Source organism: Dysgonomonas sp. HGC4, assembly GCF_001261715.1.
Lineage (GTDB): Bacteria > Bacteroidota > Bacteroidia > Bacteroidales > Dysgonomonadaceae > Dysgonomonas_A.
On sequence record NZ_CVRU01000066.1, the window covers coordinates 20,852 to 36,573 of the forward strand.

Annotated in this window: 6 protein-coding genes; all 6 read right to left on the reverse strand. The window is 36.4% G+C overall.

The features are described 5' to 3' along the window. Positions 1-7: 7 nt before the first annotated feature. The 6 genes from HGC4_RS06505 to HGC4_RS06530 all read right to left on the reverse strand — a co-directional run bounded on the left by HGC4_RS06505 (position 8) and on the right by HGC4_RS06530 (position 15,450). Positions 8-2,869: a glycoside hydrolase family 3 N-terminal domain-containing protein gene (locus tag HGC4_RS06505; RefSeq protein ID WP_050709312.1), complete on the reverse strand. Its 2,862-nt coding sequence runs from the start codon at positions 2,867-2,869 to the stop codon at positions 8-10. An 8-nt stretch (positions 2,870-2,877) separates the two neighbouring features. After that, complete coding sequence (locus HGC4_RS19150; RefSeq protein ID WP_306332069.1) at positions 2,878-3,810, reverse strand: family 43 glycosylhydrolase; 933 nt, start codon at positions 3,808-3,810, stop codon at positions 2,878-2,880. A 1,356-nt stretch (positions 3,811-5,166) separates the two neighbouring features. Further along, entirely contained in the window at positions 5,167-8,793 is a 3,627-nt protein-coding gene (locus tag HGC4_RS06515; protein ID WP_050709314.1) for a glycoside hydrolase family 2, read from the reverse strand. A gap of 120 nt (positions 8,794-8,913) precedes the next feature. Then, complete coding sequence (locus HGC4_RS06520) at positions 8,914-10,197, reverse strand: glycoside hydrolase family 99-like domain-containing protein (RefSeq protein WP_082204097.1); 1,284 nt, start codon at positions 10,195-10,197, stop codon at positions 8,914-8,916. Between the two features lie 53 nt (positions 10,198-10,250). Further along, complete coding sequence (locus HGC4_RS06525; RefSeq protein WP_185099954.1) at positions 10,251-12,206, reverse strand: SusD/RagB family nutrient-binding outer membrane lipoprotein; 1,956 nt, start codon at positions 12,204-12,206, stop codon at positions 10,251-10,253. 25 nt (positions 12,207-12,231) lie between these two features. Beyond that, positions 12,232-15,450, reverse strand: a complete 3,219-nt coding sequence (locus tag HGC4_RS06530; RefSeq protein ID WP_087880151.1) for a SusC/RagA family TonB-linked outer membrane protein — start codon at positions 15,448-15,450, stop codon at positions 12,232-12,234. Positions 15,451-15,722 lie beyond the last annotated feature (272 nt).

Consider the following 15,722-nt stretch of genomic DNA (forward strand, 5'->3'; position numbering starts at 1 on the left):
TGAGGAGTTATTTATTGGATGCCTTAGCAATACTGTACTTTGTAACAAATTGAAAATCTTTGTAATCCGACCGGCTGATCTTGAAAGTAATATACTTTTCTAGCCCAGGATCAAGTTCAAAATGACGAGCATCGCCCACTAGTTCATCATCTACATACATCGAAACTTTACCCGCATCGGTCATGTTCCCTATATTCTTAACCAATATGGTAACCGTTTTTGTATTATCCAAAAGATTGTTTTGAATACCTGAAAGCTCAACTGTAAATTTAGCTGCAAATGATTTTGTGTAATTAATTGTTCCACTTATACCCAAGTTACTATCCTTATAGCCAACACTATCTTTAATTCTATCATTTGCCAGATAAGAAGGACTTGAACCTCCAACCATTATTTTAAACTCTCCCTCTTCAACAACACGATCCATCAAATCATTTAATAAAGAAAGCTGATAAGGGGTAAGCATAAAAGAAACTACTTTTGATTCTCCGGGATTGAGATGAATACGTTCGAAATCTTTCAGCTCCATCACCCTAGTCTTTACACTTGCATACATATCGGTTACATATAATTGAGCAACTTCATCACCTGCTATTTTTCCGATATTGGTAACCTTAGCTTGTACTGAAACATTTCCATTATTTAGTAATGCTATTTTTAGATCAGAATAATTAAATGTTGTATAACTAAGTCCAAAACCAAAATAATATAATGGGTAATATTCGAGATCCGAATATTCATATCGTCTACCGGATGTTTTGAAATTATAATATAATGGCTCTTGTCCAACGTGTGTAGGGAAGGTCATCGGCAAACGGCCTGCAGGATTATAATCGCCAAATATCACATCGGCAGTAGCATAACCACCTTCTTGCCCAGGCAGCCAGTTTGCTAATATTCCTTGACAATGCAGAGCAGCGAATGATAGATTATAAGGTCTTCCCGATTGTAAAACAAGAATCACAGGTTTTCCTGTAGCACAAACTGCCTCCAATAGTTTTTGTTGATCGCCTGGTAAAATTAGAGTTGCCAGATCGTGATTTTCACCCGATGTTTTTTGTATGTTTTGGAGCGATTCACTACTCGTGCAATCTCCCAATACCATAATAACTACTTCTGCCTGATGAGCTGCTTTTACGGCTCGTTCTATTTGTGTATTCTCTGTATAAAAGAAATCACAACCCTTTTCATAAATCACCTTTGTTTGGCTATTTATAGCTCCCTTTATACCTGTAAGCACCGATTTCAATTGTCCTTCGAGTGGCTTTCCTGTATAATCTCCGGGTTGAAGATCATCTGCACCGGGACCAATTACGGCTATTGATTTCAGAGATTTGGATAGTGGAAGAATATTGTTTTTATTTTCGAGTAATACAATCGATTCTTGTGCTGAACGACGGGCTATTACTCTGTGTTCCGGACTATTCCATCCATCGTATACCTTTTTCCAGTCGAGACTTTTAGAGGGGTTGTTTTCGAATAATCCATTACGAAACATTGTTCTTAGCAATGTTTTACAAGTAAAATCTATATCCTCTATACTTATTTCTCCATTTTCGGCAGCTGCAATCACAGCTTTGTCATTATATGTGTCGCCACAGTTTGTGGCTATACCTGCTGCCAAGGCTTGACGTGCCGCTTCTACTTTATCTATAGCGGTGTAATGTTTACGAGAAGTGAGGTTGCCCAATGCACCACAGTCGCTAACAATGAAGCCATCGAAGCCCCACTCATCACGCAGAATACCTTTCAATAGTTCTTTGCTTTTTGCTATAGGAATGCCTTGATAATCAGAATAGGCCATCATTATAGACTGGCAGTTGTATTTTTTGATCACATCCCGAAAGGGTACAAGGTGTATTTCCCTGAATTCACGTTCTGATAGTCCTATATCGTGAGAATCACGTCCGCCAAGTGGAGCACCATGACCTCCGAAATGTTTAGGTGTGGTAAGAAGTCCTTTTGCCTGAAATCCTTTTATCCATGCACCACCCATTTCAGAAACAAGAACAGGGTCTTCTCCATAAGTCTCCTCGCAACGTCCCCAACGGGCATCCTGAGCTACATCCAATACGGGAGACCACGCTTGTATTGCATTTGCACTTACTGTTTCATCGCCAATAGCTCTGGCTACTTCTTCCATTAGTTTTCTGTTCCATGTCGCACCCAAGCCTATCGACTGTGGAAAGATAGTTGCACCACTTCCATAAGAAAAGCCGTGAAGTGCTTCTACTTTTTTCATATCAGGAATTCCTAAACGAGGAATCCCCGGTATACCCCAACCTTCACGAAGAAGTTCCATCTTATCGGCAATGGTCATTACCGATAATAAGCTTTCAACTCTCTCTTCAAGAGGCAGATTGGGATTCATATAACGCTTGTTTCCAACTTGCCCATTGTCTGCTTTATTGGCAGATTCTGCTAGAAATACACTGACCTCTTTAATTGATACAGATTTTATTATAATCCCTCCTCTTATATCCATATTTAGATGAGCACCATATTTAGGTGGAAATGAGATAGTCAGATTCTTATTCTTTTCTTTCACTGTATATTTTACTGGTTCACCCAAATTCATAGGGTCATAAGTAACATATACCGTCAAAGCCTTTTGCAAATCTGTTGCCGATATTCCTTCACTTTGGATAATAAATTCTTTGATATCGCCGGAGGTTTGAAGAGTTAGCATCAGCCATTGATTGGCTGCTAAATCTTTAGATGATAGATTCCAGCCGGTTTTCAGGTCATTATCAAAGATATTTGCTACCGTATTTGTATTCACCGATGTCGAAACCGATGAAATCCGAGTCTGTTGTCCCCAACTGAGTTGGGATAAGATGAGACAAAGAGCTATGACTATTGCTTTCATAAATTAGATTATTTATATATATTATTACCTGTTTGCTCCACTTTCTCAATAGTTCCGTCGGGATTAAAGTCTAATTTATCTACACATATCGACCGAAGATTTCCCCGTCCCGAAAGAGCCATATTGTGATAAAATGCATACCATTGCCCTTTGTATTCAACTACCGAACCGTGACTAGTATCACAGCCTGTTGGCTCTAGATATATACCTCTGTAAGTCCATGGACCTAGGGGGGTGTTACTTGTGGCATAATTAAGACGATTGCTTCCTTTTCCGTTCTCTCTATGATTATCGGCATAGGTGAGATAGTATATCCCGTTTCTTTTAAACACCCATGTAGCTTCATGAAAATCGGTTAATCCTTCCATAAAAACCAATGGTTGTGCTAATTCCACCATATTATCTTTTAATTTAGCTCCAGCGCATCTATCACCACCTCCATAGTAAAAATAAGATTGACCATCATCATCAACAAATACACATGGGTCTATCATTGCAAAATTGTCATTGCCTAATTCTAAATAACCTTGTACAACAAAATCACTCGTAGGCTTCTTACTCGTTGCTATTCCTACTTTCCAAGTTTTATTCCATTCTGTTCCACTTGGGTGTGGAAAATAAAAATAATAGGTTCCGTTTTTGTATGCACAATCGGGAGCCCACATGAATCCTCCTTCGGGTCTACCCCAGGACACATCAGTTGCACGGAGTATCTCGCCATGATCAATCCAATTTAGCATGTCATCGGTCGAAAATACGTGATATTGATCCATCAAATCACACCCTCTAGGTGGTGCTATATCGTGAGATGCATATACATATAAGCGACCATCAGACCATACATGTGCAGATGGATCGGCGGTGTACATATGCTTAATGAATGGATTTTCAGCCAGTCGTATCGGCTTTTCTTTAGAATATTCAATTTCCTTTTTCAGCATTTTTCCGGCTTGACCTGTTAGCCATAAATAGTAGTCTGAGGGTAAATTATCCTCTATACCTTCGAATTTCCCATTTCCATTCAAGGGTGTTTCATTTCTACGAGCACATTTAAATATGGCTGTACCTTCATCTATTTCATCAAACATGGCTACATAAATCATTTCAGCACCATAACCGAGAACTGTTGAAAGCTGTTTCCAAAAAAACGATCCGGAGTTACGGTCAATATAAAACGATCCTTTTCCTTTCAGATTTTCCCATGAGAAACCAGGAAAGCATAATGGAGCATAATCTACTTTATTATTTTTACACCATTTGATATCTTTTTCTATCAACGACTTAAATGAGTCATAACTTTCTTCGTTATATCTAGATACAAACCAAGGCATAACGATGTCTGATTTCTTTATAAGTTGATGAAGTTTCTCATTATTTTCCGTATCGCTACGCAGCTCACGCCAATAAGTGGGCACTCCCAACATTATACTATATCCTCGTTTTTTTAAACCCTCGACTATGGTTTCAGCTTCTTTCAGCCCATATGCTCTCTTATCATTGAAACCGATTCCCCATAAAACGACGAGAGGTTTTTGATTATGGAAGAGATAGGAAGGAGCTTTTACTCGTTCTTGAAATTGATATTGCTCATTAAGTTCATCAATATCATTAAGAATAACTAGTTCGTCCCCTGATTTCATACCACTAAGATCGTACATAATGGATATCGCTCTCTCATATTTAGTCGAAGACTCTATTGCTGATGCTAAGACTTTATTGAAGTGGGCTTTTCCGCTTGGATTTTTAATTTCTCCTACAAAGCGTTGCATAAATACTCCATCTAGTCCATATTCTTTCATCCAATTAAAATGGAGATCTACTGTTGAGAAATCATGAGAGCTAAAAGTATAAGCTGGAGAACCGTCTTTATGCTTAAATTCTGTTCTATAGATTTGTGGATATTCCGAAACATCTGCCCAAAAATCGACACCACTAGAACCGGGCTTGAATCCGTTTTTACTTTTATAGTGGTACCATCCACGATTAGCTCCGTCATCGGGGGTATTAAACCAGCCTTGATAACCAGCCATAACCAGACCTTTGTACGAATCGTACTTCTTTTGTGCTACTATATCTTGAATATATGCAAACATTAAAATAGGAATCAGAAATATTAAGAAACATTTATTCATGTCTTTTTTTTTTATTCTTTACTTCTTCGATGGGCGGAATCAAATTTCTCTAATTAATTCTCAGGAGTGAAGAGTCACTCCTGAGAATCGGAACCATAAAAATCTGAAAATCATAATATTTAAAACCCCAAATATTATTTAGCTAAAAAAAAACTTCGTATTTACTTATTCTAACATGTTGTTTATCATGTTAGCCAATAGGCGGGCTGCAATGGGATCTGTTTCTGTTTTTTCGTGGGACATAGTTGATACCATCGCGCTTCCTTTATTATCTTTAATTTTAAGAATGGGGAAACCTTTGATTGTTTTAACATAGTCAGATCTTTCTTCCATTTCTCCGTTTATATACCCATGAATTTTAGTCTGATTGGCTAATTCTTCAACATTCTGGCTACGGTTTACTTTAAAAGCAGAATGGCATACTGTTGGTACTTCAGACTTATAGTTATTGAAATAGCGAAGTTCTAGAAGTTCAATATCATTAAATACAGAAGATTCAGGAATTTCCATATTTACAATATCACCTTCGGTAGGAATAATCCAGTCTGTAATATATTCAGCGAACATTTCTTTCGAGGCATTTTCACTGTTAAGAATAAGTGCTCTACCTCCTTTAAAGATATATGTTCTTATTTCTTTTAAATCTGAGGTATTCGTATTTTTATCTAAGCTAGCTAAGATTATCAGATCTGCTTTTATTTTCAAAGCGTCGGTTATTGAATTAACCTTCGTATATTTTACTTTAATGAAATCTAATGCTTTTGCTGTATTATTATAATCAACAAGAACAATGTTTTTTCCATTAACTACACTCTGAGTCCAATTGGGTTGAGCCAATAAAATATCATATTCATTTATCGACATTTGTTTGCCTTCTTCAGTATAGCGAAGCTTTAGTTTTGCATTTATTTTTTCAGCAGGCAGATTTTCGGGTATTTGTATTGTGGGAGTTACCCAAGCACGTTTGTAATGGTTAACTTCAGGAATATCTGTTTTTCCTTTGGTTAATATTTGTCCGCTTTCTGTTTCAAGTGTCCAATTAATAACACCGGCTTTTAGGTTATGTCCATCTTCCAAGTCGTTCACTATACAAAAGCGAGCTGCAAGATCTTGCCCCGCATAGAAATTACGCCCCCATATTTCAGCACTCGCTAATACGGGTTGCAATGCTCGCTGCATGGCATAATAGGTAGGATAAGGTTCTATTGTTTTTGTATCGTAAACATTACGAAACCAAGTAAGCAATGCAAAGTGAAGGATACCCGATGCTTTGTCGTTTGAACGACGAAGTGCTTCTGCCAATTCTCCTGTTATGAATGATTGAACTTTGAGGAATGAATCGGGATTACCAAAAGCATAGGCCTGATAACCTATTAATGTTTGTGGATTCTGATGCACAAGTGTATAGAAACGTGTAGCATGTCCTGTCTCATTATTGGGGTATCCAGTAGACATTTCCTGACTAATAAGTGGACGACCTTCATTACGGTTTTGTTTTTGAAATTCGCCCTTAAATTCCTTAAATACAGTATGATCATACCAATTGATATATGAATGAATATCATCAATGTCACCATCATCAATATTTTTAAAAAAATCTTTTCCAAATATATCTTCTCGACGACGATAGTTAGAGTCGAAACATATGGGGCGTGTGGGATCAATTTTTCGCATACGCTCTACAACATCCGAAATGATCTTCATCTTCATTTTTCGCTTTTCCAGATCTGGTTCATTATCCGAAAACTTCATTTCGTTGTTTATTGTCCAGAACAGAATCGATGGATGATTGCGGTATTTCTTCAAAAGGCTTATATATTCATCTGCCCACAACTCAATAAGTGATATATCGGGCATTGAACCGTGAATCATCAACCAAGGCCAAGTTCCTTCGTGACTGATACCTATACCGTTTTCGTCAGCAGCGTCTATCCACAGTTTATTATATGGTGTTGTATGGGTACGTGTTACATCAATATTTCCGGCTTTCATAATCTGATAAAAGCTGTTTGCTAATGTTTTATCATTTGGAGCCAATGCAAAAGGGGTATGGTTACCACCTCTCAACCAATATGGTATACCATTCAGATAGAGAAGTCCGTTTTTAACTTCAAAGGTTCTAAAACCAGAGCGAATAGTTACAGCATCATCTTCCTTTCCGTTCTCGTTGGTTACTGTAAACTTAAAGTCATACAAATTAGGAGATTGAGGTGTCCATAAACGAGGTCTTAGATTATTTATTGAAAAAGATAATAGTTTTGTCTCTCCACCTTTCATTTCAATATTGTTCAACGATTTTTCAGAGTGAAATATATTACTCGTTTTACATTCCACAATATTAGTGAGTAGATCAAATTTTACCTTCTTATTTGAATTGTTACTTATTGTTACCTCAAATTTAGCTCCATTGAGTGAAGGTTGTATAAATACATCTTCCACTTTTACGGGGTTAGTTATAATTAGAGCAACAGGCTGCCATATTCCTGCTGGATCATCGCCATAAAAACCATGTGCAATGTCTTTTAGCATTTTATTAGTGACAGGTACTGTAACAGCAACATCTACGATTTTGTCTGCATCTTCTATATTTTTTATATAATCACGGGTAACTAAAACTGAGATAAGATTTTTACCGGGTTTAATAATACCCGAACAATCGGCTTTTATTTCACCAAACATGCCGATATGTTTCGTTATTAATTTGCCATTTACATATATATCAGCCATCTTAGAAACTGCGTCAAATACAAGTTCTGTTTTTTTGTTTTCAATATCCGCAGGAAGTTCTATCCATTGGCGATACCATGCTGCTTTAGTTTTTTTATAATCAAAGGTATATGATTCGCAACGAGCTGTTTCTTTTTGAAAATATGTATCTGAAACACCTTTAGGTGATCTGTTTGGATTCATTGTTTCGCCATGTAGCCAGATTCGTATTGGGTTCCAAAAATCCGGTACATTCATTATATGCCATTGGTTGTCTCCAATATTAGGGTTTGTTTGTTCTTCTATATCTTTTGATTCATAATCAGGTAAGAATAGCCAATTTCCTTGCAGAGATATCTCCGTGCGTCCTTGATTTATTTTGTCTATTACAACAGGCTTATAAGCAGCTCTCATTTTTTTTCTTTCTACCTCTTTCTCTTGTGGGGAAACCTTTACTTCATATACCTTATTTAAAACACCATCCAGTGCTTTTGACGAAAAGGGCGTAATCTGGAGATCATCAAATTCAGTTTCAATCCAGCCACCGCCTAATGTAACTGAACCAGAGGGTGCAAGATTACTGTTTTTGTCTATAACGTCTATACGAGGGAGTGTTTCATCATTTAAGAAAACACGTATACGATTACCACACACTTCTATTTTAAATTTATACCATTGTCCGGGAATAGGATGGAAATCTATTGGACGAATGTCCAATAATTCGTCCGCACCCATATATCCCATACGGCTCAAGTAAATATCATCTTGTAAGCCTCCTTTTAAGCCAAGTACATAACGATCGAAACGATTGTATGCTCTAAATCCTGCCCATATTTGGACTTGTTCGGCATCCTTAGGGGCACGTGCCTTAAAACTGACGGTGTAGTCTTTCAAATCCGTATTTCCAAAACAAGCATAAGAATCTTTCGATTTAAATACTCCATTTTCAATTCTGCAATTTCCGCGTCCTACTATGTTTAATTTGGTTGAGGAGCTTTCAAAATTTTCTACTACCTGCGCTTGTAAACTTATATTACAAAAGAATATTACTAAAAACAATATTTCCTTAAACTTTCGAGTTATCATATTTTTCTATTTTTGAATGTAAAAAGAAAGTAAGAACGAGTATAATCTCCCTCTTACTCCTTACTGAACATATGTATTAGATGTTAAGGTAAGTTGGTCCTTTTTACTTTTTTATAAAGATTATTTTTTGAATTGTTGCTTTAGAACTTCCAGATATTGGGTTCCATAACCATTACCAACTAATGGATCAGCAGGTTCAATAGCCGTATCAAATTTCCACTGATTGAATGAGTCAATTAAAACAATTCGTTTTGTACCCATATTCATTTTAGCTACATTACAATATGTTGCAAATGTTTTTGGATTCTTTTCAACAATAGGGTAATTGTAGTTACCTCCTGATTCCACCCAACGGTTAAAGGAAGGGCTTACAGATGGTATGAAATCTTCACCCCATGTAGACATCAGGAAGTTTTTGTTATACTTCCAGTTCTGATCAATCATTTGAGGATATAGAAGCGAGCGTTGCGACTGTGACTGGTTATACATACCCCCTTCGTCCTTAAGTGTTACAGCGTCTACCTTCGCATCTCCGAAAGTATATTGAAATCGTCCTGCGGGTTCCCAAACTTGTTGCTGTACTACAATATACATGTCTTTACCAGTGGCTTCTTTGATATATTTTCTCAAATCATCATAAATTTTTTTGGTATCCAATGCATATATATTATGCGGATTTTTAATAATAAACATTGGTTTTCCATCTACTTTATAATAGTTTTCGTCAGAAAAATAATCTGCCATTCTGCGAACTACTTCATAGAAACGTTTCACTCGTGTAACTTGCTGTCCCGCAATTGTTGTTGATGCCACAGATTCTATAGGTGTCTGATTGTTTAAATTAGTTGTCAATGAATTGGGATTCAACATAAGTGCGTATTTTAGTCCTTTGAGATTAACCGAAGTACCAGTTGTTGAAGTTATGGGATTACCGTCTGAGCCCATTCTTCCACTCAAAAGATCTGTAAACCTTACATTATCGGCATTCAAATTATTTGGATAAAGCTTGTTCTGATCCTCATTAATTGGAGGTAAGATAAAAAAGTCGATTTTAGCTTGAATAGCCCAATCTACTTGCTGCTGAAGGATTTTTATCATTTCCTGAGAGGCTTTGTTATTATGCTTCCAATTGCCTAAAACAGGCATTACACGAGGTCCATAAAGCCCGCTTTCGGGTTTCCAGCCTTCTGGATTTGTCAGTCGGTTCCATATCTGTTCACTTAAACCTCCGGAAGGTGCTTCTGCGTAATAAGCTCCGACTATATAGTCTTGTGTAACGGGAATTTCAGGAATTTCGTAGTTTAAGAAATTATCATCTACATCCGGACCATCGTCTGTGGTACAAGATGTAAATCCAATCATAAACGCTGATAGGAAATAAATTATCTTTTTATATGATTTCATGTTATAATATTATTTGTCTATTATTTATTAAATGCGATTTCTCTGATATTTGATTATCTAGGTTTTACAATCTCTACTATTTCGTATTTGAGATACGTTTTAAGACCTATAGTATCCGTTATCTGAGGAAACTCCTTATGTGCATTTTTAATCAAATCTTCTTCAGTTTTACCATATTGGTTTTGAATGGCGTGTTGATTCCAAATAAATGTTCTGTTCGACCATTTGGCGTCGGCGCCAGCTAGTGCTGGGTTAACTTTTGCAAAGTTTAGATGGGTCCATAGATTATCTCCCCAACGACTGGCAGCGTCGCCTTTAGGACTGTTTTTCTGTAGTGTTTGAATGGCTTTATCGTACTCGCTACGATTGGTTGCTCGCTCGTTAATTGAATAAATAAAACGTTCGGGAGCAAATTCAAAACGATCGTTACTACCTTCCAATCCGGGCCCTGATCCATTGTAAAACATAGGAGGAAGGTTGAGTATACGCGTACGTCTGTCTAATACCCAGCATGCAAATCCATTAAAGTATTCAGCAATCCAGCGTTGTTTAACGATTTGTTCAAAAGGATCATTTGCTCCATTAATATCACAGTAATAAATTTGCATACAATCGCTGAGTCCTTTACCATTAGTATTCCATTTAACCCCATCTTGAGCCATATAGCTTGATAGGTTATCTGTTGTCCCATATTCAGCAAAAGAAGCTGCAATACCATCTTCATAATATTGTTGAGCCGATTTCGATCCGATGCCAAATTTCAATTTAGCTTCAGCTTTCATAAAGCAAGTTGATGCCCAGTTGAGAAAAACAACTTTAGTGTCTTGCTTAAGAAAAGATTTATTTACATAAGACCATCCTTTTTTATCATCTATATCTCTGTAAGGGTTTTGATATCTATCTGTACCTTGTCCATTATTACTATTTGGATCATAACCCGGTTCCCATGTAATAGGAATACCAGGAAGTTCGGGTGCGGGACAGTGCGGAATAGAGTGCTTAACGATTGCTACCATAGTGGTATCGAACCCTGAATAAGAGGAGATACGTTTAATTCTTATTGTATCTAGAACAGCATATCTGTCTTTAGGATCTGTTGGATCCACAAATTTTTCCAAACGAGGATCTTGATATGATTGTAAGTATGTGAAGAAATATTGGGCAATACGAGGATAATTTGCACTACTAAAATTCGATTCTGTCAAGTTTTTCAACGCCTCGTTATAGTAATAAGAAACATCATTCCCGGGATCTGTGCCCCATGATGGTTGTACCATATCATTAAGTGATGAAATTAACCATTCTTCATGTTGCATAGCAGCTTTGATATGTTCTTCTGCTAAATTTTTATCTATATTCTGAATTCGTAGAGCAACATCCAAGCGGAGTGTATTAGCAAATTTTCGCCATTTCTCAATATTGCTCTTAGTATTTCCTCCAAATACCGGATCAGGTTTTAGAAAGTCTTCATTGGTCGGATTGGGATTGAAATTTTCGGTAGCAGTTTTCAGTAAATCTAACACTTGAATATACATATCCTTTTCAGAATCGTATTTATAATCTTTTTTATCTGGAAAGGTCATCATAGCATCAGACATAGGCATTGGTCCCCAAGTACTAGCCATAATAGAATAAACTAAAGCTTTCCAGGTTTTAATGATCATTAATCTATTTTCTGCACCTTCTACTTTCTCATACTGGTTTTCCATTTCTGAAAGATCTCTCAGAATATTTACATAAAAACCTACATAATAGCTATCCATATCACCTTCTCTCAAATTGATAAAACGTGCTAATAACATAAGTTGACGAGAGTAATTCAGATATTGCACATAGTTCATTTTTCCAAAAACATTAAGAGTTCGGTAAACCGTGCCTGGAAAAACTAACTGAATATTGGTATTATACATTTTATTCGGATTCGTATTTGCTTCTTCAAAATTATCGAGACAGCTTGTAACCCCACCCAATGTAAAAATGGACAGAATTATGTATATATATTTTTTCATTTGCATATCTTGTTGTTGTTAAACATTAGAATGTAACTTTTATGTCAAATCCATAATTTGCCTGAGGTAATGAAAAGCCTTGCTCAATACCTTGTCCGTTCCCCGTATTAGTAGTTGCTTCAGGATCAAGACCTTTAGGCGTATTTTGGTGCATAGTCCATATATTACGTCCTACGGCGGACAAACGAACCGAATTGAAGGGACTTTTTCTTAAAAAATTTCTAGGGACATTATAACCGACACTAATTGCTCTTAGTTTGACGAAGGATGCGTCGTATAAATACCTCCTTGCACTTTTAAGTACATCATCGGAATAATAGTTAACAGGATTTATACCATTTGTACATTCTTGACCTGCTAATCCGGGCACTTCTGCATCATATACACGTCTGTCTGGTAAAACAGATCCATTTACTCGTCCTTTATCTAAATATTGTGCATTATAATTTTGTGTACTATTGGTGCGATTTGCCTCTAAATACCCTTTTCTTTCACTATCGTTTTCTCCTAAAATTATACTGCTAAGAATAAATTCGTTACGCCCTTGTAAAGATTCGACTGTTTGTCCGTTGCGGCTTCCTTGATATGATGAATAGGACCATAGAAGCCCACCTTGTTTGAAATCAATTAAAAAATTCATATCAAAATCACGGTATCTGAAACTATTGTTTATACCTCCAATCCAATCAGGAGATACTTTTCCAAAAAAGTGACTTTCACTATCCGACTTTGGTCTGCCATTAATATCACAAAGTACATCTCCATTTTCATTGCGTTTGTAATCTGTTCCATACATTACACCATATGGCTGACCAACTTCAGCAAATACTTCTACACTTGTACCGTTCCAGTTCGCTAAACGAAAACGATCAACACCATCCATTAGAGAAATCACTTTGGATTCGTTTTTTGACCAATTGCCCCTGATAGACCATTCGAAGTTTTTCGTACGAACAGGTATTGCATTGATACTAAGTTCATAACCTTTGTTCTGAATTTCTCCGCTATTAAACATTTTCTTTTCATATCCTGATACGGCGGATACACTAGCCTGAACAATCTGATCCTTAGTTGCTTTCTGATAATAGGTAAAGTCGATTGAAAGACGGTCGTTAAAGAATCTTAAATCTGTACCAAATTCAGTTGAAATAGTGGTTTCAGGTTTCAGATTAGGATTTCTACTTATATTATCACCGGTGTACCAAGGCATTGTTCCATTAAATAAGCCACCGTAACTAAAACCGTTGCGAAGCATATCAAAGCCTGTATCATTACCTGTTTTTGCATAAGATGATCTAACTTTTGCAAACGATAATATATCTTTCGGTATTTTCAAGGCTTCCGTAAGAATAATGCTAGTTCCTCCAGAATAATAGAAGTAGGAGTGTGGGTAGGGTAGAGTCGAAGACCAGTCATTACGGGCAGTAACATCTATATATGCAAAATTATTATAACCAGCATTTGCTTGTAAGAAGAGTCCTATTTTTTCTTTACCTGAATATTCTTCCCATGTAGATGCAGTTGCAGCATTGTTACTTAAGCTTTTTACGTCGGGCATTAATAATGATTGCACGGTACTTCTTAATTGTTTGCTTTCGACTTTTTGATTAGAGGTTCCTAAATTCGAGTTAAGATTAAATTTGCCCACTTTTTTATTAAACATCACTAAGGCTTCAAACATATTGTTTGTGGCTTGACGCTGATAAGCAAAATATTCTCCATCACGATCAAAAGGACTATAAAAGTTTGTAAAGCTCCAAGCATCCATTGTTTGATAATCAGTTGCTCCTCTCAATCGAAGTTTTAAATAATTAGTTAGAGTAAAATTCAAAGTTAAATTAGCCATTAACCAATTTTTCTCATCGGCATTAGATAGTTCATTTATTAACCAATAAGGATTATAGAAACTATTCTGAGTTTTGGGAGTACCATCCTCATTTTTCCAAATTTTCAGTTCTTCATACGAAGCGTCACGAGGTAAGTTGGTGATGGCATAGAGGGGGTTACGATCTGATGAGTTACGAAATCCACGATTATCAACCTTGTCTTTTACATATTGAGCGTTGATATCTGCTGATAAAAATTTAGCTAACTTTATATTTGAGCCTAGATTGAATGTATTTCTATTTAATTTATTAAAATTTTCCAGAATATCATCAGAATGTATATTGGTGTAAGATAAACGTACCGCAACTAAATCTGTAACTCTTTCAAGTGATAGACTATTGGTCATTTGTGTTCCGACTTGATACATATTAGTAATTGTTTCAGGAGAGGGTGAATAAGTTTTTACCTTTCCATCTCGTCCAATAACATTAAAACCTAGCATTGGCAAACCAAAACTCCGATTTCCATAACCACTCAGGCTTAAATTGGGTAGCTGCAAAGGTAGATCTGGATTAAAACCTGATTGTCCTTGATAATTAAAATCTGAATTAAGCCCTGTGGTTCCTGCACCATACACATTTTGATAAATAGGAAATTGGTTCAATTTACTAAATTGGGTATTATTACTATAGGTAACGCCCAAACCGGCTTTCTTTCCTGCTTTTTTAGTGGTGATCAGAATTACGCCGTTTGCAGCGTCAGAGCCATAAAGAGCAGATGCGTTTGCCCCTTTTAAAACTTCTATGCTTTCTACATCATCAGGATTAATAGAGGAGGCCGCATTACCATAGTCCAAATCTCCACTATCTCCCATGTTATTCATAATGGGTACTCCATCTATAACATACAAGGGTTGATTATTCCCTGTCAGTGAATTTTCTCCACGAATCACTACGCGTGTGGAACTTAAAGCTCCTCCATTAGATATAAATTGAACACCCGAGACTCTTCCCGAAAGCATATTCAATAGATTAGGATCTTTAGCCTCATCAAGTCCTTCTTTATCTACACTTTGTCGTGCATAAGGTAGAGATTTAGCATCGCGGCTAATGCCTAAGGCTGTAACTACAACTTCATCCAATGTTTTAGAATCCTCTTTCATAACGACTCTTAAGTCGGTCTTATTACCAATGTTTATGTTCTGAGTAATATATCCAATATAGCTTACTTGTAAAATTGCATTGTTTTTTGAAGTTATAGTAAATCGCCCATCCAGGTCTGTAATGGTACCTTGTCGTGCCCCAACTGTATTAACTGAAGCACCAATAATACTCTGCCCTGTTTCATCTAGGACAATTCCGGACACTTTGATTTGGTCTGATTGTGCAGAAACTTGCTGAACAATACTTAACAACATTAATAGCCATAAAAAACAATGGCTATAGGAATTTGAAGTTTTCTTTTTTTGCATTTTTTATAGCATTTGCATGATTAACAATATATAACGGTAAGTATTAAAATTTTAGTTTTCTAATTCAGAATGACTATCAATAAAATTTAGGATGGAAAGGTGTGATACTCGAGTATAAATACTTTTTTTCTCTTTTGTCGATTTGGACAAGAGAAACCACGACTCACCTTTCGAGTTGAAAAAGTGTTTGTTTACATTTTTTTTCATAGTGACATAAG